The sequence below is a fragment of the Paenibacillus sp. PSB04 genome, assembly GCF_025809195.1.
Classification (GTDB): Bacteria; Bacillota; Bacilli; order Paenibacillales; family Paenibacillaceae; genus Paenibacillus_AQ; species Paenibacillus_AQ favisporus.
In genome coordinates this window covers 1,517,998-1,543,825 of sequence record NZ_CP081301.1, presented here as the reverse complement: position 1 = coordinate 1,543,825, position 25,828 = coordinate 1,517,998, and the positions used below count along the sequence as shown (strand labels likewise).

At 53.0% G+C, this 25,828-nt stretch carries 20 protein-coding genes, 1 tRNA gene and 1 other RNA gene; 7 read left to right on the top strand and 15 right to left on the bottom strand.

Features of this window, described 5'->3' with window-relative positions:
* Nucleotides 1-195 precede the first annotated feature (195 nt).
* Nucleotides 196-1,113: a restriction endonuclease gene (locus K2F33_RS07500; RefSeq protein ID WP_212984833.1), complete on the top strand. Its 918-nt coding sequence runs from the start codon at nucleotides 196-198 to the stop codon at nucleotides 1,111-1,113.
* A 155-nt stretch (nucleotides 1,114-1,268) separates the two neighbouring features.
* Here the strand turns inward: K2F33_RS07500 and ssrA are convergent.
* The 10 genes from ssrA to K2F33_RS07450 form a co-directional block, all read right to left on the bottom strand.
* Nucleotides 1,269-1,635, bottom strand: a transfer-messenger RNA (tmRNA) gene (gene ssrA, locus K2F33_RS07495).
* A gap of 233 nt (nucleotides 1,636-1,868) precedes the next feature.
* Nucleotides 1,869-2,351 carry an SsrA-binding protein SmpB gene (gene smpB / locus K2F33_RS07490; RefSeq protein WP_076173150.1) on the bottom strand — a complete coding sequence of 161 codons (483 nt, stop codon included), beginning with the start codon at nucleotides 2,349-2,351 and terminating at the stop codon, nucleotides 1,869-1,871.
* Between the two features lie 234 nt (nucleotides 2,352-2,585).
* A complete protein-coding gene (gene rnr / locus K2F33_RS07485; RefSeq protein ID WP_076173151.1) occupies nucleotides 2,586-5,201 on the bottom strand; it encodes a ribonuclease R in 2,616 nt (871 codons plus the stop codon).
* Nucleotides 5,202-5,411: 210 nt separating this feature from the next.
* Nucleotides 5,412-5,645: a preprotein translocase subunit SecG gene (gene secG / locus K2F33_RS07480; protein ID WP_076173152.1), complete on the bottom strand. Its 234-nt coding sequence runs from the start codon at nucleotides 5,643-5,645 to the stop codon at nucleotides 5,412-5,414.
* Nucleotides 5,646-6,065: 420 nt separating this feature from the next.
* Complete coding sequence (gene eno, locus K2F33_RS07475) at nucleotides 6,066-7,352, bottom strand: phosphopyruvate hydratase (RefSeq protein ID WP_076173153.1); 1,287 nt, start codon at nucleotides 7,350-7,352, stop codon at nucleotides 6,066-6,068.
* Between the two features lie 202 nt (nucleotides 7,353-7,554).
* Complete coding sequence (gpmI, locus tag K2F33_RS07470; RefSeq protein WP_263881333.1) at nucleotides 7,555-9,099, bottom strand: 2,3-bisphosphoglycerate-independent phosphoglycerate mutase; 1,545 nt, start codon at nucleotides 9,097-9,099, stop codon at nucleotides 7,555-7,557.
* Nucleotide 9,100: 1 nt separating this feature from the next.
* The gene (gene tpiA, locus K2F33_RS07465) at nucleotides 9,101-9,853 is read right to left on the bottom strand and encodes a triose-phosphate isomerase (protein WP_076173155.1); all 753 of its coding nucleotides are present in this window, start codon (nucleotides 9,851-9,853) and stop codon (nucleotides 9,101-9,103) included.
* Between the two features lie 63 nt (nucleotides 9,854-9,916).
* Nucleotides 9,917-11,098: a phosphoglycerate kinase gene (locus K2F33_RS07460; RefSeq protein WP_263881332.1), complete on the bottom strand. Its 1,182-nt coding sequence runs from the start codon at nucleotides 11,096-11,098 to the stop codon at nucleotides 9,917-9,919.
* Nucleotides 11,099-11,294: 196 nt separating this feature from the next.
* Complete coding sequence (gene gap / locus K2F33_RS07455) at nucleotides 11,295-12,305, bottom strand: type I glyceraldehyde-3-phosphate dehydrogenase (RefSeq protein ID WP_076173156.1); 1,011 nt, start codon at nucleotides 12,303-12,305, stop codon at nucleotides 11,295-11,297.
* Between the two features lie 79 nt (nucleotides 12,306-12,384).
* Entirely contained in the window at nucleotides 12,385-13,422 is a 1,038-nt protein-coding gene (locus K2F33_RS07450; RefSeq protein ID WP_116233090.1) for a sugar-binding transcriptional regulator, read from the bottom strand.
* Nucleotides 13,423-13,662: 240 nt separating this feature from the next.
* On the opposite strand from K2F33_RS07450, the gene K2F33_RS07445 reads away from it, so the two are divergent.
* The 6 genes from K2F33_RS07445 (at nucleotide 13,663) to K2F33_RS07420 (ending at nucleotide 20,145) form a co-directional block, all read left to right on the top strand.
* Nucleotides 13,663-13,737, top strand: a tRNA-Arg gene (locus K2F33_RS07445).
* A 208-nt stretch (nucleotides 13,738-13,945) separates the two neighbouring features.
* The gene (gene clpP, locus K2F33_RS07440) at nucleotides 13,946-14,542 is read left to right on the top strand and encodes an ATP-dependent Clp endopeptidase proteolytic subunit ClpP (RefSeq protein ID WP_076173158.1); all 597 of its coding nucleotides are present in this window, start codon (nucleotides 13,946-13,948) and stop codon (nucleotides 14,540-14,542) included.
* Nucleotides 14,543-14,967: 425 nt separating this feature from the next.
* Nucleotides 14,968-15,327 (top strand): class Ib ribonucleoside-diphosphate reductase assembly flavoprotein NrdI, encoded by a 360-nt coding sequence (nrdI, locus tag K2F33_RS07435; RefSeq protein ID WP_076173159.1) that lies wholly within the window; start codon nucleotides 14,968-14,970, stop codon nucleotides 15,325-15,327.
* The gene (nrdE, locus tag K2F33_RS07430) at nucleotides 15,314-17,398 is read left to right on the top strand and encodes a class 1b ribonucleoside-diphosphate reductase subunit alpha (RefSeq protein ID WP_263881331.1); all 2,085 of its coding nucleotides are present in this window, start codon (nucleotides 15,314-15,316) and stop codon (nucleotides 17,396-17,398) included. The genes nrdI and nrdE overlap by 14 nt, the downstream gene beginning before the upstream one ends.
* A 78-nt stretch (nucleotides 17,399-17,476) precedes the next feature.
* Nucleotides 17,477-18,433, top strand: coding sequence for a class 1b ribonucleoside-diphosphate reductase subunit beta (nrdF, locus tag K2F33_RS07425; RefSeq protein WP_263881330.1), 957 nt, complete (start codon nucleotides 17,477-17,479; stop codon nucleotides 18,431-18,433).
* A 269-nt stretch (nucleotides 18,434-18,702) separates the two neighbouring features.
* The gene (locus K2F33_RS07420) at nucleotides 18,703-20,145 is read left to right on the top strand and encodes an MFS transporter (RefSeq protein ID WP_263881329.1); all 1,443 of its coding nucleotides are present in this window, start codon (nucleotides 18,703-18,705) and stop codon (nucleotides 20,143-20,145) included.
* 162 nt (nucleotides 20,146-20,307) lie between these two features.
* On the opposite strand, the gene K2F33_RS07415 is transcribed toward K2F33_RS07420, so the two are convergent.
* The 5 genes from K2F33_RS07415 to K2F33_RS07395 all read right to left on the bottom strand — a co-directional run bounded on the left by K2F33_RS07415 (nucleotide 20,308) and on the right by K2F33_RS07395 (nucleotide 25,559).
* Entirely contained in the window at nucleotides 20,308-21,411 is a 1,104-nt protein-coding gene (locus tag K2F33_RS07415) for a PdaC/SigV domain-containing protein (RefSeq protein WP_263881328.1), read from the bottom strand.
* Nucleotides 21,412-21,784: 373 nt separating this feature from the next.
* A complete protein-coding gene (locus K2F33_RS07410) occupies nucleotides 21,785-22,822 on the bottom strand; it encodes a polyamine ABC transporter substrate-binding protein (RefSeq protein WP_373319031.1) in 1,038 nt (345 codons plus the stop codon).
* 111 nt (nucleotides 22,823-22,933) lie between these two features.
* The gene (locus tag K2F33_RS07405; RefSeq protein WP_263881327.1) at nucleotides 22,934-23,740 is read right to left on the bottom strand and encodes an ABC transporter permease; all 807 of its coding nucleotides are present in this window, start codon (nucleotides 23,738-23,740) and stop codon (nucleotides 22,934-22,936) included.
* On the bottom strand, nucleotides 23,737-24,588 hold the full coding sequence (locus tag K2F33_RS07400) for an ABC transporter permease (RefSeq protein ID WP_263881326.1): 852 nt from the start codon (nucleotides 24,586-24,588) through the stop codon (nucleotides 23,737-23,739). Before K2F33_RS07400 ends, K2F33_RS07405 begins: the two co-directional genes overlap by 4 nt.
* Nucleotides 24,585-25,559, bottom strand: coding sequence for an ABC transporter ATP-binding protein (locus tag K2F33_RS07395; RefSeq protein WP_280117387.1), 975 nt, complete (start codon nucleotides 25,557-25,559; stop codon nucleotides 24,585-24,587). The genes K2F33_RS07400 and K2F33_RS07395 overlap by 4 nt, the downstream gene beginning before the upstream one ends.
* Between the last annotated feature and the right edge of the window lie 269 nt (nucleotides 25,560-25,828).

The window sequence follows — 25,828 nt, the reverse complement described above, 5'->3', positions numbered from 1 at the left end:
TCCAGGACATCTCAATAATTCGACATATTCCCTCTTTTTTCCTGCCAATTCCAACTAGTACATCCATTTAAATCGGTTCTAAGGACCTATACTTCACAGGTGCATTTCATCACAATAATCCTACTTCAACCAGGCATGTCTCTGTGATAATATTGGAAGAGAATGTAATGAATTTGCTGAAAAAGAGTGATAACAATGCAGACCTTTCCTAAAGATATTACTGATGCGATGCGGACCTGTATATTGGCTATTTTTTGGCCAAAAGAGCAGATCATCGATTTTTTTAAAAATAATGGTTGTACGAATCGTGACTTAAAAACTGTCTTAAGCCAGGGACTAGAAAATAAGAATCGAGCTGCCATTATTGATGAAGTTTTCGGCCAATTAAATGCACGTGACGATAAAGGAATTGGGCAATTTAGAGCAATGCTAGCTTCCATTATTAACTGGGGTCATTTTGATCCATATTATTTTAAACAGCTAAACCGTTTAGATGAGGCAGAGGCGAAACGTTGCATAAATCACTTGAAACAAGTTCAAGAGATACGTGATGCAAAAACTAAAGAATTAAAGAAGCTAGCTGATGAAAGGAGAGCCGCGGTAGCTCCTAAAATCTCATTAGTCGATTTGGAGGTAGAATTTATTAATTTATACCGAGGGTGTTCTTCAAATCAAAGTAGGGGTTACCAGCTAGAAACTCTTATAAAGAAGCTATCTGATTTCTCAAATTTGCCTTTTTCAGAGCCTTTTAAGATAAACGGGGAACAGTTAGATGGGTCATTGAAATTTGATGGGGAGAATTACTTAGTTGAAGCAAAGTGGCATGATAGTTTAACTGCGAGCGATGCTCTATATCATTTTGCATATAAGGTCGAAGGAAAAATGTATGGTCGAGGATTATTCATTTCAGTAAACGGCTATTCTCGGGATGCTGTAAAGGCCTTAATTGCTGGGAAATCAATTAAAACAATCCTGATTGATGGTGGGGACCTCTCTGTAGTATTCTCCGGAAACATATCCTTTTTTGAAATGCTGGATTCAAAAATTAGAGCTGCTCAAACAAAAGGATTAATTTATGTTGATCCACTGAGTTTAAGGAGCAAGATTGAATAGAAAACTAAAGACGATGCCATGGCCTTACAGTGGGACGAGGCATGGAATCCTCCTAATATATTACAGATATTTGCTCTATTTTTACGCTGAGACACCATTTCGCCCAGAGTGCAAGCAAAAACGGACACCAAAACGGTGTCCGTCGCTGATATTTCGTATGGAGGCGAGGGGAGTCGAACCCCTGTCCGAAGATAACGCCACATAAGCTTCTACGGGTGTAGTGACAGTTTTGATGTCACCCTACCAGGCTCCCCGTCACCGGATCCCGATAGGGTCAGCCTGTTTGTCTTCTTCAGCTAGCCCCAGGCGGAGACTAGACAGCGTATCCCACTAAAGTTGAGCCCTCATCCCGGCACATGGGCGATGCAGAGCGAGAGCACGTGTGCAGGTTATTAAGCTGCTACAGCGTAAGAAGTTTGTTGTTTGCCAGTTATTATTGGCTTTAGCGTTGATGAAGTGGACGCGTCCCCACTACCCGCTACTCATGCTCGAACTATCCCCGTCGAATCCAAGAACGCCCCCTTATTAAAAAGGGCTTCTATTGGATTAGATTAGAACCGTTGAAGCATAAGAAGCAATCTATCCAGCATCCTTCCCCTCCATGAAGAAAGGATGATCAGAAGCATTTGTCACGTAAAAGGCCGGTCAAGCCATAACCTCTTACATACATAGTATATCACACATTCCGGCCAAAATGACACAGAGGTTGAAGGAAACGCAGGTGAAACTTGCCTGTAACTTCACATAACCCCAAATTAACGCGCGATCTTCTGCTTCTCGCGGAGTGCCCGCTGAATGTCGCGCTGCGCGTCGCGTTTGGCGGCCGATTCCCGCTTGTCATACTGCTTCTTACCGCGGCCAAGGCCGAGCAGCAGCTTCGCATAGCCGTTGCGGATATACACCTTAAGCGGAACGATCGTATAACCTTCCTGCTTGGTCTGTCCCAGCAGCTTGTGGATCTGTTCCTTGTGCATCAGCAGTTTGCGGGTCCGTGTCGGATCCGTCGGATTATAACGGTTGCCCTGCTCAAACGGGCTGATATGCATGTTATGAATATGAATTTCCCCATTGCGGATCGTTGCAAACGCATCCCCGATATTGGCCCGTCCGTTCCGGATCGACTTGATCTCGGTCCCGGTCAGCACCATACCGGCTTCGTACGTATCCTCGATGAAGTAATCATGGGAAGCTTTTTTGTTCTGGGCCAGGACCTTCCCGTCACTCTTCTTACCACCCATGCTATCACTCCTCCCACACTTGCTATAACAGCAATGGACTTCCAGTATACAGCACAAGGGGAAGCAGCTCAAGCGCCCTAAAGAGAGCGTCTAGAGGCCGCAAACCCGGCCGGTATACCAGAAATCCATTGTATCAACTGGGCTGGGCAAAATCAAGATTTCGGCGAAAAGGCGCACGGTGTGGCGCCCGTTTCAGGCGAAGCCTGATTTAAGAGAGACTGCCCAGGAACCCTTCTACTTTTTCTTCTTGCGCACGAAGGCGGCTGTGCCATTCTTGGCCGCACCCTTCTTCTTGCGCTTGCGGACGACGCTTTCGCCGCTGCCGGCATTGTCTTCGCGGGCGGCTGCCGCCCCGTCCCCGACAAAAATACCGCTGCGCGACGTTTTCTTCTTGCGGCCGCTGGACGGCTTACTGCCGCTTTGGCTTCCGCCAGGCGCCGGGGCGCCGTAGCCGCCCTTGCCGGAGCCGAAGCCGAAGCTCACCGGCCGCTTGGCTTCGCCGCTGCGGCCGCCTTCCCGCGCGGCGCCCTGCTGCGCTGCGCCGGCACCGCCCTCGCGGGCGCTCTTGCCTGGCCGCGCGCCCTTGCCGCCGCCACGGGCCGCACCGCGCCCGCCGCGGCCATTCTCGCCGCCTTCACGGATGGCGGCGCCTCTGCCCACGCGGCCGCCACCACGGCCGCCAAAGCTTCCGCCGCGCCGGCCTTCGCTGCGCGGCTTCATGTCCACCATCTCGAAGTCGATGGTGTGATCGTCCATGTTCACGCGCTCGACGCGGATCTTCACTTCGTCGCCGATCCGGAACACGCGTGACGTGCGCTCCCCGATGAGGGCCATGGAGGCCTCATCGAAATGATAGTAATCGTCCGTCAGCGCGCTCAGCCGGATCAGGCCCTCGACCGTGTTCTCGAGCTCGATGAACATGCCGAAGCTCGTCACGCTGCTGATGATGCCTTCGAATTCCTCGCCGACCTTGTCGAGCATGTATTCGGCCTTCTTCAGCTGGTCCGTGTCGCGCTCCGCATCCACCGCCACACGCTCACGCTCGGAGGACTGCTGGGCGATGTCCGCCATCCGGGAAGCCAGGTACTCCAGCCGGTTCTCCGGCAGGACGCCCTTGTTCTCCAGCACTTCCCGGATCACCCGGTGAATGACCAGGTCCGGATAGCGGCGGATCGGAGACGTAAAGTGCGAATAGTATTCGGCGGCCAGTCCAAAGTGTCCGGACATTTCCGCATCGTATTTCGCCTGCTTCATCGAGCGCAGCATCACCGTGCTGATGACCTTCTGCTCCTTCGTGCCCTGGATGTCCTCCAGCAGGCTCTGGAGCGCCCGTGGATGCACGGAGTTGCCCCGGCCCTTCACATGGTGACCGAAGTTGGCCGCAAACGCCATGAACGTCTGGAGCTTCTCCGGATCCGGATTTTCGTGAATCCGGTACAGAAAAGGCACCTTCATCCAGTAGAAATGCTCGGCCACTGTTTCGTTGGCCGCCAGCATGAACTCCTCGATGATCTGCTCGGCGATCGAGCGCTCGCGCTTCACGATATCGACCGGCTTGCCGTTCTCATCGACGATCACCTTGGACTCCACGAAGTCGAAGTCCACCGCACCGCGGTTCATCCGTCTCGCCCGCAGGCGCAGCGCCAGCTCCTTCATCAGCTTGAAGGTGTCGACCAGATAGCTGTACCGCTCCGTCACTTCCGGATCCTCGTCGTTCAGGATCTTCCGGACGTTGTTGTACGTCATCCGTTCCTTCGTCTTGATCACGCTCGTAAAAATGTCATGCCTCACGAGCTTCATATGCTCGTCGAATTCCATTTCGCAGGACATCGTAAGGCGGTCCACCTGCGGATTCAGCGAGCAAATGCCGTTGGACAGGCGGTGCGGCAGCATCGGGATGACCCTGTCTACCAAATAGACGCTGCATCCGCGGTTGTACGCCTCTTTATCGAGCTCCGAGTTTTCGCGGACATAGTAGCTGACGTCGGCGATATGAACGCCGAGAAGAAAGTTGCCGTTCGGCAGGCGTTCGACGTTCACCGCGTCGTCGAGGTCTTTTGCATCCTCTCCGTCAATCGTGACGATCGTTTTGCCGCGAAGGTCGCGCCGTCCCTGCTGGACGATTTCCTCCTCGGTGATCGAATCCGGTGCCTGCTCCGCCTCTGCCATCACCTCTTCCGGAAAAGCTTCCGGCAGCTGATGCTTGCGGATAATGGACAGGATATCGACACCCGGATCATCCTTATGCCCGAGAATCTCGACCACTTCGCCTTCCGCGGCGGATCGGCCCTCCGGATAATTGACGATTTTGACGACGACCTTCTCGCCGTCGACCGCCCCGTTAAAGGCATCCTTCGGAATAAAAATATCCCGGTTGATCCGTTTATCGTCAGGCAGCACAAAGCCGTACGCTTCATGCCCTTGGAAGACCCCGACGATCTGGGTAATGGCCCGGTTGACGATCCGCACCACTTCCCCTTCCAGCTTGCCGCCTGCCGGGCTCTTGGCCGTAACCCGCACCAGAACGGTATCCCCGTTCATGGCGCTCTTCATATCATTGGCTCCAATATATACATCCGGATGCTCCCGGTCTTCCGGGATCAGGAATGCAAAGCCCTTCGCATGGGCCTGCAGACGGCCCTTCAGGAGGTCCAGCCGTTCCGGCACGCCGTACCGCTCCGACCGGGTCCGCACGATGGTCCCTGCCTCCTCCATCGCGTTCAGCGTTTTCAGAAAATCCTTGAAATCCAGCGCATCGTCAATCGCGAAATGCTGTTCCAGTTCCTGATACGTCATCGGTTTATATTCGGGATCCTGCATCAAATCAAGTATCATCTGTTCCGTAATCATCGTTTCATCACCTCAGGTGACTTGCAGGAATGCCTTCCGCAAGTGACTATGTAATCGTTCGTTTGTTGTATTTGTCCAGTAATATACACATACCCTAGTATACACGAATTTAATCGGTTGCATCCCTGCCCGTAAGCCTTAATCAACCTAAAAAACCTCCGCTCATCTTCCAATCGAAAAAGAGCGGAGGTTTTGGTGTGCTGCTATTCTTTACTTGACGACGACGGCCACCACAATGGCCAGGATAAAAAAGCATGCCGCGACGACAACCGTCACGCGCTGCAGCACGAGATCCATGCCGCGTGCTTTCGTTTTACCGAATAGATGTTCCGCGCCACCGGAGATGGCCCCGGAAAGACCCGCGCTTTTCCCTTTTTGCAAAAGAACAATCGCGATCAACGCGATGGAGAAAATCACGAGCAGCACCTTCAACAAGATTTCCATTTGTTCCACCTCCCAATGGCTTAACATCTCAATATATGAATGTCAAAATTTCAATTCCGTTATGGCCGGACTTAGACTGCAGCCCAGCGTGCACAAACAGCATTCTTATTGTACCATAGCCTATTTGCGAACACAAGCTAAACCCGCACTGCACCGCTGTTTATGGCATCAATCACAAGTTCAGGGTGGCCCCCCAGACGCATGACCGTTTAAAATCCGAGTCACCGATCTTTGATCACTTTGCTGGGCAGTTCCATCTTGAAATAAAAAACGCCATAAGACGCAACTTTAAAAAAGACAGACCGAGTTTAGCGGAAGTTTTCCTTGCGATGATTGAATCGTTCAACGCCACTGAATTTTTAAATAAAAAAGAGCGCCCCGGAGTTACCCGGAACACTCTTTGCTTAAGGCTGTGCAGCCTTATTTTTTCAGGTTGTAGAACGACTTCAGGCCGTTGTACTGCGCCAGTTCGCCCAATTCGTCCTCGATGCGGAGCAATTGGTTGTACTTCGCGATACGGTCCGTACGCGACGGAGCACCGGTTTTGATTTGGCCGGCATTCGTTGCCACGGCGATGTCAGCGATCGTGCTGTCTTCGGACTCACCGGAACGGTGGGAGACAACTGCTGTGTATCCTGCGCGTTTCGCCATTTCGATCGCATCAAACGTTTCTGTCAGCGTACCGATTTGGTTTACTTTGATCAGGATGGAGTTGCCGATGCCTTCTTCGATACCTTTCTCAAGACGCTCGGTGTTCGTTACGAACAAGTCGTCGCCAACGAGCTGGATCTTGTCGCCGAGTTTCGCGGTAAGGAGTTTCCAACCTTCCCAGTCGTCTTCGGAGCAGCCGTCTTCGATCGTGATGATCGGGTATTTGTCGACCCAGGAAGCGAGCAGCTCAACGAATTCACTGGATGTGTAGGATTTGCCTTCGCCTTCAAGATGGTACTTGCCATCTTTGTAGAATTCAGTGGAAGCGACGTCCATACCGAGGAATACGTCAACGCCTGGCTTGTAGCCAGCTTTTTCGATAGCTTCCATAATGGAGGACAATGCGTCTTCGTTGGACGTGAAGTTCGGAGCAAAGCCGCCTTCGTCGCCTACCGCTGTGTTCAGGCCTTTGCCCTTCAGAACGGATTTCAGGCTGTGGAAGATTTCTGCACCTGTACGGAGAGCTTCCTTGAACGTAGGAGCGCCAACCGGCAGTACCATAAATTCTTGAACGTCCACGTTGTTGTCGGCATGAGCGCCGCCGTTGACGATGTTCATCATTGGTACAGGCAGTTGTTTAGCATTGAATCCGCCGAGGTATACGTAGAGCGGAAGGTCCAGAGCGTCAGCAGCCGCGCGGGCTACGGCCATGGATACAGCCAGGATGGCGTTAGCACCCAGCTTGCCTTTGTTAGGTGTTCCGTCCAGTTTGATCATCAGCTTGTCGATGCCGAGCTGGTCGAGCGCGTCCATGCCGATCACTTCAGGAGCGATGATTTCGTTCACGTTCTTCACCGCGTTCAGAACGCCTTTACCGAGGTAACGGTCTTTGTCGCCGTCGCGAAGCTCTACAGCTTCGTGAGCGCCTGTGGATGCGCCGGATGGTACGATGGCGCGGCCATGGCCGCCGGATTCCAGATATACTTCAACTTCAACCGTAGGGTTACCGCGGGAGTCGAGGACTTCGCGTGCGTACACATCAGAAATAATAGTCATTTTGTGCTAATCTCCTTTTCCACATTCGTAATTGGTTATTCAGACCACATGATATAGATTGAACTCAAGTCTCGAATGGAGAACCCTGTTGTAACGGCCTTATCCAAGCCCTGCAACACGAACTTCTTGAGTTCATTCTATATTGCTTGTCAGCTTCTACAGCCATTATAACGTATCGGATCACCGGAATCGAATTTTCCGCTTATTTACGGGTTGCGATCATCGATTCGCCGGTCATTTCGGCAGGCTTCGGAAGCTGCATCAGATCAAGAATCGTCGGCGCCACGTCGGCCAGAATGCCGCCTTCGCGCAGCGTTACGTTCTCATCGGTCAAAATAAACGGCACCGGGTTCGTCGTATGAGCAGTGAATGGGCGTCCTGCTTCGTCAAATACCATGTCGGCGTTTCCGTGGTCAGCGATAATAATCGCTACCCCGCCTTTGGCAATAACGGCGTCCACTACTTTGCCCATGCACTCGTCGGTGACTTCAACCGCTTTGATCGTCGGTTCCAGCATACCGGAGTGTCCGACCATATCCGGGTTGGCAAAGTTCAGAATGATCGCATCATGCTTCTCGGCTTCGATTTCCTTCACGCAGGCGTCCGCCACTTCATAAGCGCTCATTTCCGGCTTCAGGTCATAAGTGGCGACCTTCGGCGAATTGATCAGAATGCGCGTTTCTCCAGGCAGCTCGACGTCGCGTCCGCCGCTGAAGAAGAAGGTAACGTGCGGATATTTTTCCGTTTCGGCAATGCGCAGCTGCTTCTTGTTATTCTGCACCAGCACTTCGCCCAGCGTGTTGTCCAGGTTCTTCGGCTCGTAGGCTACGTAGCCTTCCACCGTTTCGCTGAACAGCGTCAGGCAGACGAAATGGAGGTTTTCCGGGAACTTCGGCCCGCGGTCGAATCCGCGGAAGTCCTTGTTCGTGAACACCTGGGACAGCTGGATCGCACGGTCCGGGCGGAAGTTCAGAAAGACAACGGAGTCTCCGCTTTCCACCAGCGATACCGGATTGCCCTGCGCGTCAACGATGACGGTCGGCTCCACAAACTCGTCGAATACCGACTTGTTGTAGGATTCCGTTACGGCAACCAGCGGATCAGTGTATTTCGGTCCATCCCCGTATACGATAGCACGGTAGGACTTCTCTACGCGTTCCCAGCGCTTATCGCGGTCCATCGCATAGTAACGGCCTTGTACCGTGGCGATTTTGCCGATGCCAACTTCCTTGATCTTGGCTTGCAGATCCTGGATGAACTTCTTGCCGGAATCCGGAGCCACATCGCGTCCGTCCAAGAAGGCATGGATGTAAACCTCATCCAGTCCTTCTTTTTTCGCAAGGTCCAGCATAGCAAACATATGCTCGATATGGCTATGTACCCCGCCGTCGGACAAGAGGCCGTACAGATGGAGCTTCTTGTTGTTATTCTTTGCAGCTTGTACCGCTTCGACCAGCGTCGGATTGTTGAAAAACTCCCCTTCGCGAATCGATTTCGAAATCCGGGTCAAATCCTGGTACACGATGCGGCCTGCGCCGATGTTCAAATGGCCGACTTCGGAGTTGCCCATTTGCCCTTCCGGCAGGCCTACCGCTTCGCCGGAAGCGGTCAGCGTCGTGTTCGGATACTTCGCCATCAATCGGTCGTAGTTCGGTTTCTTGGCCTGCGCCACTGCGTTGCCTTCGTCCGTGCTGCGCAGCCCGAATCCGTCCATGATGATCAGTGCTACGGGTCTAGGTGCGGTCATCTTACTTCGCCCCCTCAACGAGCTGGATGAACGAAGCCGGCTGCAGGCTGGCACCGCCAACAAGCGCGCCGTCGATGTCGCTTTGGCCCATGTATTCTTTAACGTTTTCCGGCTTCACGCTGCCGCCGTATTGGATACGGACCTGATCCGCTACCTCTTTGCCATACAGGCCTTCAACCAGGCTGCGGATATAAGAGATCACTTCGTTAGCGTCCTGCGCAGTCGAGGACTTGCCGGTTCCGATTGCCCAGATTGGCTCGTAAGCGATAACGACTTGAGCCGCCTGTTCTGCGGACAAGCCTTGGAACGCTGCTTCCGTCTGCACTTTGCAGACGTCTTTCGTTTGGCCGGCTTCTCGCTCTTCCAGCTTCTCGCCGACGCACACGATTGGAGTCAGGTCATGACGGAATGCCGCTTGAACCTTTTTGTTCACGGTCTCGTCGGTTTCGGCAAAATATTGCCGGCGCTCAGAGTGCCCGATAATGACGTAGTCTACGCCAAGGTCTTTCAGCATCACGCCGCTGATTTCCCCGGTGAACGCACCGTTATCTTCAAAATGCAGGTTTTGGGCACCGATTTTGATCGATGTGCCTTTCACAGCTTCCACCAAAGCGGGAAGGTTCGTGAATGGAGCGCAAATGACGCTCTCCACGCCTTCAACTTCAGCTTTGCCTTTGACTTCTTCGATAAACGTTTTGGCTTCCGGAACGGTTTTGAACATTTTCCAGTTGCCGGCGATGATAGGTGTTCTCACACTTTTCACTCCTTTTTTGTCCTTACGGGTCCGTACGTTCCGCGCTCTTTCAGCGCTTCTTGCTTACTTGTCGTTCAGTGCCACGACGCCAGGGAGAGCCTTGCCTTCCATGAACTCGAGGGATGCGCCGCCGCCGGTGGAGATGTGATCCATTTTGTCAGCCAGATGGAATTTCTCTGCCGCTGCCGCCGAGTCGCCGCCGCCGATGATGGTGTAGCCTTCGGTTTGGGCGCAGGCTTCTGCCACTTCACGTGTACCGTTGGAGAAAGGATCGATTTCAAATACGCCCATCGGTCCGTTCCATACCACGAGCTTGGAGTTCTTGATGATCTCCGCATATTTGGCACGGGTTTTCGGCCCGATGTCCACGCCTTCCCATTTCTCTGGGATGTTGCCGACTTCTACGATGTCCACGTTCGCACTGGCGCTGAAATCGTCCGCGATGACGATGTCAACCGGAAGCAGGAAGTTTTTGCCGAGATCCTTCGCTTTTTGGATAAATCCGAGCGCGACATCCAGTTTTTCATTATCGCACAAAGACAGACCGATTTCATAGCCCTGTGCCTTCATGAACGTATAGGACAGGCCGCCGCCAATCAGTACGTTATCCGCGATGTTCAACAGGTTGTCGATCACGTCGATTTTATCCTTAACCTTGGAACCGCCGATGATCGCTGTGAAAGGACGCTCCGGATTGGACAGTGCTTTACCGAGTACGGAAAGCTCCTTCTCCATCAGCAGGCCGGAAACAGCCGGCAGGTAATGGGCGATGCCTTCGGTCGAAGCATGTGCGCGGTGAGCGGCGCCAAACGCATCGTTTACGAACAGGTCAGCCAGCTCAGCGAACTGCTTCGCAAGTTCCGGATCGTTTTTCTCTTCGCCAGGGTAAAAGCGGACATTTTCAAGCAGCAGCACGTCGCCGTTGTTCAGCTTCTCCACTTGCGCTTTGACCGCGTCGCCAACCGCTTCGTCAGCCTTGGCAACCGATTTGCCGAGCAGCTCGGACAGGCGCTCTGCCGCAGGTGTCAGACGCATGGATTCTACCACTTCGCCTTTCGGGCGTCCCATGTGGCTGGCCAGAATCACTTTCGCGCCATGCTCGATCAGGTAGTTGATCGTTGGCAGCGTTTCACGGATCCGTGTATCGTCAGTAATTTTGCCGTCTTCCAATGGCACGTTAAAATCAACGCGCACGAATACGCGCTTGCCGTTTACTTCTACATCACGTACAGACTTCTTGTTCATCGTATTGTTTCCCTCCGCACCCATATTTTTAACGGGACAGTCTCCTCAGCCCCGTGGTTCAGCATGTTAGGACATTTATCTTGCAATTATAGAATGGCTCAGCCCCGCTGAAAATTTATGCATTCTATATTTTAAAGAGCGGAAACATAGGATGCCTGTTTCCGCTCGGGATGTTTTCGCTATGGGATGGCCGATATTACTTAGCGATCTTAGCGAAGTATGCCAATGTGCGAACCAATTGGGAAGTGTAAGACATTTCGTTGTCGTACCAAGCAACGGTTTTAACCAGCTGTTGGTCGCCAACAGTCAACACTTTCGTTTGAGTAGCGTCGAAGAGCGAACCGAACGTGATGCCTTTGATGTCGGAAGATACGATTTCGTCTTCAGTGTAGCCGTAAGTTTCTGGATCGGAAGCTTCTTTCATTGCTGCGTTTACTTCGTCAGCCGTTACTTTGGTGTTCAGAACTGTAACGAGCTCAGTCAGGGAACCTGTTGGTACAGGTACGCGTTGAGCGGCACCGTCCAGTTTGCCTTGCAGTTCTGGAAGAACCAGACCAATCGCTTTTGCAGCGCCAGTGGAGTTAGGAATGATGTTTTCTGCAGCTGCACGCGCACGACGGAAGTCACCTTTTGGATGCGGAGCGTCCAGGGTGTTTTGGTCGCCAGTGTAAGCGTGGATCGTTGTCATCAAGCCTTGAACGATACCGAACTTGTCGTTCAGCGTTTTGGCCATAGGAGCCAGACAGTTCGTTGTGCAAGATGCGCCGGAGATAACTGTCTCAGTTCCGTCCAGTGTCTCATGGTTAACGTTGTATACGATCGTCTTCATGTCGCCTGTAGCCGGAGCGGAGATTACAACTTTCTTAGCGCCGCCTTTCAGGTGTTTCTCAGCAGCTTCTTTCGTTGTGAAGAAGCCTGTGCACTCGAGAACGATGTCTACGCCAAGATCGCCCCAAGGAAGTTCTTCAGGGTTACGGTTCGCCAGAACCTTAACTTCTTTGCCGTTCACTTTGAAGAAGCCGTCGTGAACTTCGATGTCTCCGTTGAAAGTGCCTTGCGTTGTATCATATTTGAGCAGATGGGCCAACATCTTAGCGTCAGTAAGGTCGTTGATGGCTACAACTTCGATGCCTTCCACATTTTGAATACGGCGGAAAGCGAGTCGTCCGATACGTCCAAAACCGTTAATGCCTACTTTTACACTCATTGAATAGTCCTCCCAAAAGTTCGTATTTTATTTATTCAAAACAGGTAAATACCTGTCATGACATCAAAAGGAATGTTGTTTACTCGCTGCCAATTTCCCGGCAGATCTCGATAGCGGCCGCTTCGTCAACCACCAGAATGTCCTCGTGGCCGAACTTGAGCACCGCATGGATCGCTTTGGCCTTGCTTCGGCCGCCCGCAATGCCGATGACGGTCTCGGTCCGCATAATGTCCTCCAGCCGCAGCCCCAAAGTCATCATTTTATGAACGACAACGCCTTGTTCATTGAAATAGTAGCCAAAGGATTCGGCTACGGCTCCTTCCGACCGGATCTCCTCCACGGCGGCGGGATCCAGCCTTCTGCGGCGGGTCATCTCCATCGCGTCCCCGATGCCGTGCATGATGATGCGGCAGTGCCTGATCGCCTGCACGATCTCCTGGATGTTGCGGTCCTGCACCAGCGACTGATACGCTTCATCGCTCAGGAGGTCCGGCACATGCAGCAGCCGGTACTGCGCGCCGACGCGCTTGGCCATGGTGGATGCGATCGTATTCGCCTGAAACTCCACGCTTTCGCCAAGTCCGCCCCTAGCTGGCACGAACCAGCTGTTCTTCATCGGTACGGCCGCCTGCGGCGTCAACTGCTCCGCCACTTCGGCGAGCGTTGAGCCTCCAGTCACCGCTACGGTGTCCCCTTGGTTCATGACGCCAAGCAGCGCTTTGGCACCCGCGCGTCCCAAGTCACGCTTCGTGAGCGGCGACGATTCGCAATCCCCGGGCACGACCACGACTTTGCGCAAGCCGTACGTCTGGCGGATCTTCTCGCCAAGATCATTGAGTCCGAACAGCACTTTCACCATCGGCTCCATCTGTTCGAGCAGCTTGCTTCCCGCCTCACTGACCCTCATCCCAGAGCTCTCGATCTCAATCAGGCCCTGGGACTTGAGAAGATCCGTCTCGGCCCGCAGCACCCGCTCGGTCATATGCAGGGATGCAGCGAGCGTTCTCCGGCCGATCAGCTCCGACAGCATGATCTGATGAAGAATGGTATATCTGGTCTTGAGAACGTCCACGAGATCAGGCAGAAGCTGCTTTTGTATCTCTAATATATCCCGCATTTCTTTCCACTCCTGCAACTTCGCTTCCCTCTCTCCCCTGGCCCCAAAATGTCCCGGGTCAACGTTTTAAGTCCCACCACTATTCTACTCAATAATGGCGCTGGTTGCAAGTAGTCCACTGACTATAATTCACATCAGCCTTTCCTCCTATACAGCATTTTCCTGATTCAAAAATTTTAATAACTTAACCCTTGCATTTTGAGGCAAGCTATCATATAATAACTCTTGCTATTGAATTTTGCGCCCGTGGTCCAATGGATATGACGTAGGCCTCCGAAGCCTGAGATCGAGGTTCAATTCCTCGCGGGCGCGCCATTTTTCTTCAATAGAAGAGAACGCAGAACGGCAACCGTTCTACGTTATGTTTTTAACCAAACGTACCACAGCCAATCAGATGGCTATTTTTTTTACCTTGAGTTTGACTTTCTTTGACTTTTTGTTTGAAATTGTTTATCATGTGGTTAATACGGTAACAGTATGTATAGAATGACCTATTTTGAGCCAATTAAGGGAGGTTTTCCACGTGAGTTATATTCCTATGGTCGTCGAACAAAGCAACCGGGGTGAACGGGCTTACGACATCTATTCCCGTTTGCTGAAAGACCGCATCATTTTCCTGGGCACCGAAGTCAATGACGTGGTCGCCAATTCTATCATCGCCCAGCTGCTGTTCCTTGCAGCCGAAGATCCGGAGAAAGACATCCATTTGTACATTAACAGCCCCGGCGGATCCATTACGGCCGGTATGGCGATTTTCGATACAATGCAGTTCATCAAACCGGACGTATCTACAATCTGCGTAGGCTTGGCCGCTTCCATGGGCGCGTTCCTGCTGAACGCCGGCGCCAAGGGCAAACGCTTCGGCCTGCCGAACAGTGAGATCATGATCCACCAGCCGCTCGGGGGTGCGCAAGGCCAGGCTACGGATATCGAAATCCGCGCCCGCCGCATTCTGAAAATGCGCGACACCTTGAACCGCATCCTGTCCGAACGTACCGGACAGCCGCTGGAGCGCATCGAGAAAGACACCGACCGTGACTACTTCATGAGCGCAGCTGAAGCGCAGGAATACGGACTGATCGATAAAGTTCTGGAAAGCACTCCAATCCAAGGCGTGTAAATATTCGCGGCTTTGGAACCGAAGAAAAACAGGGAATCTCTCCGAATCGATCCGCTTACGGATCGCCGGGAGACTCCCTGTTTTTTTGTTTTTCAAGGCATCAAGCAGGCTGCAAGCGCACCCATGATCATGATTCTCATAGGCTTGACCACATCAATATATTGATGTATTATTCTTACTACATGCCAAATATCATCTACATATTGATTTCCATCGGCATAGTATATATAACATATTTTCCCTCTATCCCAGTCTATCGGTGTAGTTCTGGGATTAAGGGATTTCATGTTCAGCGAAGCTGAACCATTCTGTGATCACAAGAATAACGACCACGATATGTGGTGTGGTTATCTACAATGACGTCAATAGACGTTTTTTTTGCGCCCGTGACCACGGCAGAGAACATTATTCAGGAGTGAAGGATCATGCTAATCGTCTATGATTCCAAGACCGGCAATGTCAGACGCTTTGTCAACAAGCTGAACATGAGAGCCATTCCGATCGAAGAGCAGGAGCAGGTGAATGAGCCTTACGTGCTCGTAACGTATACAACGGGTTTTGGGCAGGTGCCCGAGAAAGTGTCCAACTTCCTGTCGAAGAACAACCGCATGCTTCGCGGCGTGTCGGCCAGCGGCAACCGGAACTGGGGGCCTCGTTTCGCCAAAAGCGCGGATACGATATCGGAGATGTACCATGTGCCGGTCATCACCAAGTTTGAGCTTTCGGGAACGATGCGGGATACGGAGATTTTCAAAGAGAGGGTGCGGAGCATTGAAGCATATTGAACTCAACAACGAAATTATGCAGCGCGGATCGGACGGTTACTTTCAATTGGAAAAGGACCGGGAGGCGGTTGCCGCCTTTATGGAGGAAGTGGAGCGCGATACGATGAAGTTCGGCTCCCTGCGCGAGAAGCTGGATTACCTGATCAGCAACGACTACTACGAGAACGTGTTTGAGCATTATACCTACGACGAAGTCGAGTCCGTGTTCAACCTGACGGGGAGCAGCGACTTCCAATTCCAGTCCTACATGGCGATCTCGAAGTTCTACAAGGACTATGCGATGAGAACCAACGACAAGAAGCAGTACCTGGAGCAGTATCCGGACCGCGTCGCCATCGTGGCGTTGTACTTGGGCGAAGGGAATATCGGTAAAGCGCTCCGTATCGCCGAAGCGATGATCGAGCAGCGGCTGCAGCCAGCTACCCCGACCTTCCTCAACGCCGGCAAAAGCCGCCGCGGTGAGCTGGTCTCCTGCTTCCTGCTGGAAATGGACGATTCACTCAATTCGATCAACTACGTGCTCGGCACCTGCATGCAGCTGTCCAAAATCGGCGGCGGCGTTGCCGTCAATTTGTCCAAGCTGCGTGGGCGCGGCGAACCGATCAAAGGCGTGGCCGGAGCGGCCAAAGGCATCATGCCGGTGTTGAAGCTGATGGAGGACGCGTTCTCCTATGCCGACCAAATGGGCCAGCGCAAAGGCTCGGGTGCCGGATACTATAACATTTTCGGCTGGGATGTCATCGAGTTCCTCGATTCGAAGAAAATCAACGCCGACGAGAAGCTGCGCATCAAGACGCTGTCGATCGGGCTGATTGTCCCAAACAAATTTTACGAGCTCGCCGCCCAGAACAAGCCGCTTGTGGTCTTTGGCCCCTACTCGGTGTATAAAGCCTACGGCAAGCATCTGGACGACCTGGACATGGACGAAATGTACGACGAGCTGCTCGCCAATGACCAGGTGACGAAGAAAACCGTCATGAGCGCCCGCGACATGTTGACGAAAATCGCTTCGATCCAGCTCGAGTCCGGTTATCCGTACATCGTGAACAAATCGAACGCCAACAAGGTGCATGCGCTGAAGGATGTCGGCCAGATCAAAATGTCCAACCTGTGCACGGAAATTTTCCAGCTGCAGGAGACTTCGGAAATTAACGATTACGGTGTCGACGATGTGATTCGCCGGGACATCAGCTGCAACCTGGCCTCGCTGAATATCGTGAACGTAATGGAGCAGGGCAAAATCAAGGAATCGGTCCGTGTCGGCATCGAGGCCCTTACCGTCGTCAGCGATCACTCCCGCGTAGAGAACGCGCCGGGCGTGAGCCTCGCCAACAAGGAGCTGCACTCCGTCGGCCTCGGAGCCATGAACCTGAACGGTTACCTGGCCAAGAACAAAATCGCATACGAGAGCGCGGAAGCGCGCGAGTTTGCGAGCACCTTTTTCATGATGATGAACTACTACTCGCTGGAGCAAAGCATGGAAATCGCGCGCGATCGCGGCGAAACGTTCCGGGACTTCGACAAGTCCGAGTACGCGAAGGGTACCTATTTTGACCGCTATCTCGAAAAGGACTTCCGGCCGCAATCGGAACGCGTGAAGCAGCTGTTTGAAGGCATCGAGATCCCGTCCCCTGAGGACTGGGCGCAGCTCAAGGTGCTTGTTCAGAAGCACGGACTGTACCATGCCTACCGTCTGGCGATCGCGCCGACGCAGAGCATCTCGTACATCCAGAACGCGACGTCCAGCGTCATGCCAATCGTCGAGCATATCGAAACGCGTACCTACGCCAACTCGACGACATATTACCCGATGCCGTTCCTCAGCGCGGAAACGCAGTGGTATTATAAATCGGCCTACAATATCGACCAGTTCCGCCTGATCGACATGATCGCGGAAATCCAGCAGCATGTGGACCAAGGCATTTCCACCGTGCTGCACGTCAACAGCACCGTATCGACCCGGGAATTGTCCCGTTTCTATATTTACGCCGCCCAGAAAGGGCTGAAATCGCTGTACTACACCCGGACGAAAAAATTGTCCATCGAAGAGTGCACCAGCTGCGCCGTCTAAATTCGAATATTACGCAAGGCGACGGCGGGGGCTTGAACAGCCCCTGTCGCCTTCTTCTATAAAAGGAGCAATGGTCTGATGAAAGCAGTAAACTGGAACCGGCCCGATGACGATTTTACGCTCATGTTCTGGCAGCAGAACATCATGCAGTTTTGGACCGACGACGAAATCCCTTTGTCCGACGATAAAATGGACTGGATCAAAATGACTGACGAGGAGCGCACCGCCTACAAGCATGTGCTTGGCGGACTGACGCTGCTGGATACGCTGCAGGGCGGCGTCGGCATGCCGAAAATTTTGGAGCATGTGGAAGGACTGCAGCGCAAAGCCGTGCTCGGCTTCATGTCGATGATGGAGCAAATCCACGCCAAATCGTACAGCAGCATTTTCACCACACTCGCCTCGACGGAGGAGATTGACGCCATTTTCCGCTGGGTGGAGGACAACGAGCAGCTGCAGTTCAAAGCGAAGAGCATCGAATCCTGGTACGTGAACATTCAAACCAAGCGCGATCTCTACAAGGCGATGGCCGCTTCCGTCTTCCTGGAAAGCTATCTGTTCTACAGCGGCTTTTTCTATCCGCTTTACCTGGCCGGCCAGGGCAAAATGACCAGCAGCGGCGAAATCATCGACCTGATCATCCGCGACGAGAGCATCCACGGCCTGTACGTCGGCACGCTGGCCCAGGAGCTGTTCCAGGAGTTCTCTTTCGAAGAGCAGGAGGAGCTGCGCCGGGAGCTGTACGAGCTGCTTGAGACGCTGTATCAGAACGAGGTGAAATATACGGATGACCTGTACAGCCCGATCGGACTGCAGGAGGAAGTGAAAGCCTATGTCCGCTATAACGCCAACAAAGCGCTGATGAATCTCGGCTTCGAGCCGCATTTCCCGGAAGAGCCGATCAACCCGATCGTCTTCAATGGTATCAGCACCCACACCAAGCAGCATGATTTCTTCTCGAAAAAAGGCAACGGTTACGTCCGCGCGATCAACATCGAGCCGCTGTCCGACGACGACTTCGTGTTTGACGTATAAGTTCAGGCAAGTAAACAGAAGGAGCTCCGCTCCATAACAAAATCCCCTTTGAGCAGACAAGTGCAGGAAAGCGCACTGCCGTTTGCTCAGAGGGGATTTTTTCTGGGATTGTCGTACTGCCGTACGTATTGGTCTCCCCTTCTATTCGTTTCAGAATACTCGATTACCTTCGCGGCGTAAATCCTTGTTGACATTTCAAATTATTTTGAAATATAATGTTCCCGATCCAATCATTTCAAAATAATTTGAATTATAGGGGTGAACTACGAATGTCTACCGATCAACAAACTCGGCTAAGCGGCTCTAAATCCGAAATGGCTTCCGTCAAGCAGCGGGGCATGGGATGGAGTTTGGCACTGCTTGCTCTAGCACAGCTGATTTACGGGCTCGACATCAATATCGTTTTCGTCGCTTTGCCTGAGATCGGACATGGCCTTGGCTTCTCGGAACAGTCCCTGCAATGGGTGGTCAGTGCTTACACGGTTTTCTGCGGGGGCTTCCTGCTTCTTGGAGGACGTGCTGCCGATATGCTGGGACAAAAGCGAATGTTTATTTTTGCGTTGGTCCTTTACGCCCTTTCTTCGCTATTGGGAGGCTTGGCTTGGGACCCGCTCGTCATCATTATAGCCCGTGCCATCCAGGGTATCGGAGCGGCGTTCCTGTTTCCGGCCACGTTATCGCTGATCAACCGATTGTTTGAGGAAGGTCCGCGCCGAAACCGCGCTCTTGCCGTATGGGGCGGGGCCGGAGCCAGCGGCCTGACGATTGGCTCGATCCTGGGCGGGGTATTGACCAATGCATTCGGTTGGGAAGCGGTCTTTTTGGTGAATGTTCCATTAGCAGGAATCGTTGCACTAGCCGCGCTGTTCGTCATTCCCCGTGATAAACGGCGGAATCAAAAGCGCTATTTCGATATTCCCGGCGCCGCCACGGTAACCGCAGGCGCCACTCTCTTGGTATATGTTCTTGTCCAGGGGCCCGAATTGGGCTGGGCCTCCACGGAAATGATCATCTGTGCTGCCCTTTCCCTGATCCTCTTGTCGATCTTTGCCCTGATCGAAATACGCAGTACCGCTCCTTTAATGTCGATCCATCTTTTCCGTAACCGCAGCTTGGCTGCCAGCATGGTCATTACATTCATCTACATGGGGACGTTTGGTGCCTTACCTTACTTCCTGACAACCTTATTTCAAAATGTGCACGGATACAGTGCTCTGCAAACCGGGCTTGCCTTCATTATCCCTTCCTTGGCAATTGCCGCGGGCACCCAGCTCGGCGAGCGGCTGGCGTCCCGTTTGGAGGCGCGAAGCACACTGCTTATCGGCATGATCATCGGAATTGTCGGAACCATACTGATTCCATTAGGTGCGTACACGGATAGCAGCTACCTAATGATCGTTCCGGGCCTTGTAATTTCCGGGATCGGCCAGGGCATCACCTGGACTGCCATGTGGATCACGGCTTCAGACGGCGTAGCCCCCGAGGACCAAGGCGTCGCGTCCGGGATGGCCTCGACTACCTTAAACATCGGCAATGCCATCGGGCTTGCCATCTTGATCGCCATCGCGAACTCGGGTACGCATCAACTGACGGGTGAAGCTTTTCGCCAAGCATTAGCTGAGGGGAATCGGACAGCCATTTATCTGGCGGCGCTCGGCATTCTCCTTGGCGCGCTTGTCGCCTTGTTTTTGCCCCGCAAACGAAAAATATGACCGGCTGCCGCCACGCAGCAAAAACAGCCAAACCCCCGTTATAGGTTTAACGGGGGTTTGGCTGCTTAAAGTATCCGCTTGAGGATCGTTGACCGACGCTCGTTGGGATAAATGTTCTATATCATCAGAATCGCTTACATCATCTCAGCTGCATCGGCTCCATTATTTCGCTGCTTCGAACGGATCCGTTCCCTTCGGCAGCAGGTCGCTGAAGTTGAACGTATACGTCGGGAAGCCGGCGGCATACGGCCCGATTTCATACTGTTGGAAAAAGATCGTCAATCCGCTTTCCTTCACATAGAAGTCCGCGTCCTTTTTCAGCCCGTTGAAGCCGTCTGTGAAGCCGTCTTTGGTCGCTTTTTGCTTCAGCAGTTTGTCCAGCTTGGTCTTGGCGTCGGCCGAATTGTGGAGCAGGCTGTCCAGCGTCAGCTGTTTGCCGTCCTTCAGCGAGAACGTAAATCCTTCGCGAGCCGTCATCCCGTGAGCTCCGCCTGTGTATTCATAAGAATCCGTCACGATGCTCAGGACGCCTTGGCGGTTATAAGTAACCAGGAACGTTCCGTCGAACTCATACGGGTGCTCCACCTTCGCGTCGCGCTTTTTCGCCTTGGCCTTGGCTTCTGTGGCGAACGCTTCCGCCTTGTCTTTAAATACTTTGTTGATCGCCTCCTGGGCGTCCGCGTTAGCCAGCCCGCTTAACTGAGGATAACGGATCAGAATCGTTGCATTGGCGTCGCTCGCCTTGATGAGTTCGGTGGAGATTGCCACCTGGTTCATCTGACGCTTGGACAGGCTCAACGTCTTGGAAGACACGTTATACACGCCCTGGAAGCCCATATAGTCGTTCAGCAGCTTGAAAGGGACGTACAGCTTGCCGTCGATCAATTTACCCTCGTAGTTGTTCGAATTGTCCCCGACATAGCTTCCGTTGATATAAGCGCTGACCCCGTAGTCGGAAACCTCCAGGTTCAGCTTCGTTACCCCGGATCCGACAGTGTACGTCTTGATACCCGGATTATAAGACAGCGGCAGACCGGCGGCATCGCGCAAAATGGACACCGGGATCATGGTGACCCCGTCAACCAATTTCCCCTGCAGCGATAGCACCTTGCCGTTATATTTCAACGCCACTCCCGGCTGCGCAGCCGGCTTTACGACCGGCTTTGAGGCTGCAGCCGACACCTGCGATCCCCCAAACACGCCGGCATTTCCGATCAATACGCCTGTGGCCAGTACCGCGGCTCCCCATTTCATTCCCTTGTTCATCCCTATCAAATCTCCTCTCCAAACATTGCTGCTTGTGCTAGTCATATGATTTATTACCCAAATTCACCACTTCCCTATTATAAAAAAGAGCTCCGCCGATTTGTTTACAACCGGGGTTACAGTATTGTCGTTTACGCCAGCCAAAAGTATAACTCTCTTAACCTTTACGTTAACTTTGTGTTTCTTCATCCGATCGGCCACGGGCCTTGCGATCATGTCTTCCCCCTTCATAGAACAACAGCACCGCGCCAGGACTTAAAAAGCTCACGAAATAATAACAATGCCCCGTTCCGAAATCCAGCTTAAGCATGGTTCCCGAAACAGGGCAATTGTTCTTAAACGATATAACGGCCGTTGTAAGGCCTCTGCTTACTTACCGTCCGCTCTTCAGCTCCGTCCAGTAACGGTCATAGAGCTGCAGGGTATCCTTTACGTCGCCGAGCCATTCCGTCCGGCCCAGCTCTTCTTCGGAGAGGTTGATCATATGGTTGTTCCGATATTCCTCGCTGTGGAACTCCATCGCCTTGGCGTTCGGATCGCTGTATCCGATCGATTCATAGTTCTTTGCGCTGACCTGCGGATCGAGCATGTAGTTGATAAACTTCTCGGCAAGCTCTTTATGCTCGGCCCCTTTCGGGATCGCATAGTTATCCGAGAAGATCGTCCCGCCCTCTTTTGGCACGACATATTCCACATCCGGATTGTCCTTCGCGATAAAAGCCGCGTCGCCGGACCATACCGTTCCGATCCAGCCTTCCTCCTGAATCATCTTCTGCTTGATGGTATCCGTGTCGAAAGCAAGAACGCTCGGCAGCAGCTTCTTCAGGTCGTCCACGGCCGACTTGATCTCGCCTTCATCCTGGGAGCTGTTCGAGTGCCCCTGCTTCTTCAAGGCCATGCCAATCACTTCGCGGTTGTCGTCCAGCAGAAGGACCTTGCCCTTGTATTTCGGGTCCCACAGATCCTCCCAGCTGTCGATGGTGTCCTTCACGTATTTTTTGTTATACGCGATACCCGTTACGCCGGAAGTGTATACGATCGAGTATTTATTGCCCGGGTCAAAATCAGGGTTCTTCAGCGATTCCTGAATGTTCTCGAAGTTCGGAATGTTGTTCTTGTCCAGCGGTTCCAGCAAATTGTTCTCGATCATCGTCCGGACCATGTAGTCCGAAGGCTGGATCAGATCGTATCCGCCGCCGCCCGCCTTGATTTTGGCCAGCAAATCCTCGTTGTTCGCATAGTTGTCATACGTAACCTTGACGTTGAATTTACTCTCGAAGTCCTTGAGCACCTGCTCGTCAAAATTGTCAGCCCAGCTGTAAATATGAAGCGTCTCCTTGGAAGATGAGCATCCTCCCAGGGATGCAACCGACACGAGGGCGAGTGCCCCAGCCAGTACGAGACCGGCGATACCCTTTCTTTTCACAGTAACATATCTCCTCTCTTTCTCCTTATAGCGTGTAGTCCATATCCTGTAGTTCAATCAATAGTTCCATCAATAGTTTAATATCTTGCAGCTGCGTTAAATCGGCAGCATTTTATGCTTCTTCTGGCCCTTGCCGCGGTTGAGGAAAAACTGCGCCAGCAAAATCAGCACGACGCTCACCACGATCAGCAGCGTACAAAGTGCGTTAATTTCCGGCGAGATTCCCCGCTTCACCTGGCCGTAGATGTAAATCGGCAGCGTAGTCGAGCTTGGCCCGGCTACGAAGAAGCTGACCATAAAGTCGTCCAGCGACATCGTAAACGCGATCAGCGCCCCCGAGATGACGCCCGGAAAAATTTGCGGCCACGTTACATGGCGGAACGTCTGCCAAGGGGTGGCGCCAAGGTCGGCGGCCGCCTCCTCCAGCTGCTTGCCCATTCCCGCAAGGCGGGCCGTCACGACGACATAGACGTACGACATGCTGAACGTGATATGGGCGATGATAACCGTCGCTTTACCCAGCGGAACATGCATCTGGTTGAACAGCACCAGCAGCGACAGCCCCATGATGATGTCGGGAATAATAACGGGCAGGTACATGAGTCCGTTCATGCTGACCTTCCATCGCCGGCCAAGCCCCCGCAGGGACAAGGCGCCCACGGTTCCTAGCAGCGTCGCTACGATCGTGGATACGATCCCGACGGTCAAGCTGTTCATCAGCGCTTCAAGCACGTGGTCATCGGTCATCAGCGAGGCGTACCAGTCGAACGTAAATCCTTCCCAGTCCCCGCTGAGCCTCGTGTTATTAAATGAATAAATAATAATCAGCATGATCGGCACATAAATAAAGATCATCATCAGCACGGAGTGAATCCCCAGCAGGGGATGACTTTTTTTCTTCATGTTCTCCCCTCCTTCGCTCGGTCCGCCCGGGACTGCATCGCCCGGTTAAACAGCAGGATCAGAATGAGGGACGTGATGACGAAAATCACGGACAGCGCCGAGCCGAACGGCCAGTTGCGTGCCCCCAGATACTGCTGCTGGATGATGTTGCTGATCATCGTCGACTTGGCACCACCAAGAATGTCCGTGACAACGAACATCCCCGTCGTGGAGACATAGACCAGGACACAGCCGGTCATGATCCCGGACTTGCTCTGCGGCAGCGTGATGTGCCGGAACGCTTTCCAGCGGGTAGCCCCCAGGTCGCTGGCCGCATCCAGCAGCCGCTTGTCCATCTGTTCCAGTGCGACGTAAATCGGCAGCACCATGAACGGTATGAAGTTGTAGACCATGCCAAGCAGCACCGCGCCTTTGGTATACAGCATTTGCAGCGGCTCCTGAATCCATCCAAAATGGATCAGCAGCGTATTCACCACACCCTGCGTGCGCAGCAGCAGCACCCAGGCGTACGTCCGGATCAAGAAGTTGATCCAGAACGGAATCGTGATCAGCACCAGTCCCCAGGTCTGCACCCTGGGAGAGGCATTGGCGATAAAATAAGCGAGCGGGTAGCTGACCAACAAGCATACGACGGTCGTCGCCACCGACAGCACTAACGTATCCCAATAGATGCCGAGATACAGAGAGTCGAAAAAGGTTTTATACCCGTTCAGCGAGAAATGAAAGACAACATTGCCCAGTGTGTCGCGACTCATCAATGACATGACCACGACGATCACCATCGGGACGAGCAGAAACAGCGCCAGCCACAGCAGAACCGGCGTAATCAGCAGCTTGGATCGTCTCATGCCCCGATGACCACCTCATCCCGCGGATTCCAGTCCACCCCGATCCGCTGCCCAACCTTCCAAACGATCTCATCTTCGAAGTCCAGAGCGATCGTCACCATCATCGGTTCGCCATCGAGCTGGACGGTTAGCTTATGAACGTTGCCAAGATACAGCACATCCTGAATGACTCCGGTCTTGCGGACCCCTTCGGTTTCCCGTTTTGGACGCAGCTTCTCCGGCCGTACGGCAAACAGCTCCGAACCGGAACTGAAAATGTTGTTCTCCCCGACGAAAGTCGCGGCGAAAAGCGTCTTCGGCGCGGCATAGATGTCCTTCGGCGTGCCGATCTGCTCGACTTTGCCGCTGTTCATGATCACGATCCGGTCGGACAGCATCATTGCTTCCTCCTGGTCGTGCGTGACATACACAAAGGTAATGCCCAGCGAGCGCTGCAGATGCTTCAGCTCAGATTGCAGGCTCTTGCGCAGCTGCAGGTCGAGCGCGCCCAGCGGCTCGTCGAGCAGGAGCACTTTGGGCTTGTTCGCGATAGCCCTCGCGATGGCCACCCGCTGCTGCTGTCCGCCGGACAGCTGATGCGGATAACGCGAAGTAAGCGCGGTTAGCTGCGTCATCTGGACGGCTTCAGCAACCCGTGCTTTTTGCTCTGCCTGGGGCAGCTTTTTCATTTTCAAACCGAAGGCGATATTGTCTCCGACGGTCATATGCGGGAACAGCGCGTAGTGCTGGAACACCAGGTTCAAATCCCGCTGGTTAGGCGGAAGCTTCGTGACGTTCTGCCCTTCCAGGATAATCTCGCCGTGAGTCGGCTGTTCGAATCCGGCAATCATGCGTAGTATGGTCGTCTTACCGCAGCCGCTAGGCCCGAGCAGAGTCAGGAATTCCCCTTCTTCAATGTTCAGTGACAGCGGATGCACGACAACTTGTCCTTCAAATTGCTTCTCAATCTGGACAAGTTCAATCATATGCATCAACCCCTTATCCATTACTAAGAAAAAAGCCATATCCATGGGTATGGCTTTTTCGGTAAATTATTTTTCCCCGTTACGATTCAACGGAAGTTGTTTAAACTGTTGCTGCATGTACAAATTTTCGCATATTCACTATAACGTTTTTTGACCCTTGGTACAATACCTTTCTGTGTTTTCCCGCTGGAAAAGGGGGGATCGGGACCCACATCTGCGCAAAAAGCCGCCGCTTCAAGGGACGTCTGTCCCCGAAACGGCGGCTTGGCTCGGAC

Excerpts from the sequence above, each read along its gene's own strand:
- K2F33_RS07500 (WP_212984833.1), top strand. The coding sequence starts at position 196 with ATGCAGACCTTTCCTAAAGATATTACTGATGCGATGCGGACCTGTATA.
- smpB (WP_076173150.1), bottom strand. The coding sequence starts at position 2,351 with ATGGGTGGTAAGAAGAGTGACGGGAAGGTCCTGGCCCAGAACAAAAAA.
- rnr (WP_076173151.1), bottom strand. The coding sequence starts at position 5,201 with ATGATTACGGAACAGATGATACTTGATTTGATGCAGGATCCCGAATAT.
- secG (WP_076173152.1), bottom strand. The coding sequence starts at position 5,645 with ATGGAAATCTTGTTGAAGGTGCTGCTCGTGATTTTCTCCATCGCGTTG.
- eno (WP_076173153.1), bottom strand. The coding sequence starts at position 7,352 with ATGACTATTATTTCTGATGTGTACGCACGCGAAGTCCTCGACTCCCGC.
- gpmI (WP_263881333.1), bottom strand. The coding sequence starts at position 9,099 with ATGACCGCACCTAGACCCGTAGCACTGATCATCATGGACGGATTCGGG.
- K2F33_RS07460 (WP_263881332.1), bottom strand. The coding sequence starts at position 11,098 with ATGAACAAGAAGTCTGTACGTGATGTAGAAGTAAACGGCAAGCGCGTA.
- gap (WP_076173156.1), bottom strand. The coding sequence starts at position 12,305 with ATGAGTGTAAAAGTAGGCATTAACGGTTTTGGACGTATCGGACGACTC.
- K2F33_RS07450 (WP_116233090.1), bottom strand. The coding sequence starts at position 13,422 with ATGCGGGATATATTAGAGATACAAAAGCAGCTTCTGCCTGATCTCGTG.
- nrdI (WP_076173159.1), top strand. The coding sequence starts at position 14,968 with ATGCTAATCGTCTATGATTCCAAGACCGGCAATGTCAGACGCTTTGTC.
- nrdF (WP_263881330.1), top strand. The coding sequence starts at position 17,477 with ATGAAAGCAGTAAACTGGAACCGGCCCGATGACGATTTTACGCTCATG.
- K2F33_RS07420 (WP_263881329.1), top strand. The coding sequence starts at position 18,703 with ATGTCTACCGATCAACAAACTCGGCTAAGCGGCTCTAAATCCGAAATG.
- K2F33_RS07415 (WP_263881328.1), bottom strand. The coding sequence starts at position 21,411 with ATGAACAAGGGAATGAAATGGGGAGCCGCGGTACTGGCCACAGGCGTA.
- K2F33_RS07405 (WP_263881327.1), bottom strand. The coding sequence starts at position 23,740 with ATGAAGAAAAAAAGTCATCCCCTGCTGGGGATTCACTCCGTGCTGATG.
- K2F33_RS07400 (WP_263881326.1), bottom strand. The coding sequence starts at position 24,588 with ATGAGACGATCCAAGCTGCTGATTACGCCGGTTCTGCTGTGGCTGGCG.
- K2F33_RS07395 (WP_280117387.1), bottom strand. The coding sequence starts at position 25,559 with ATGCATATGATTGAACTTGTCCAGATTGAGAAGCAATTTGAAGGACAA.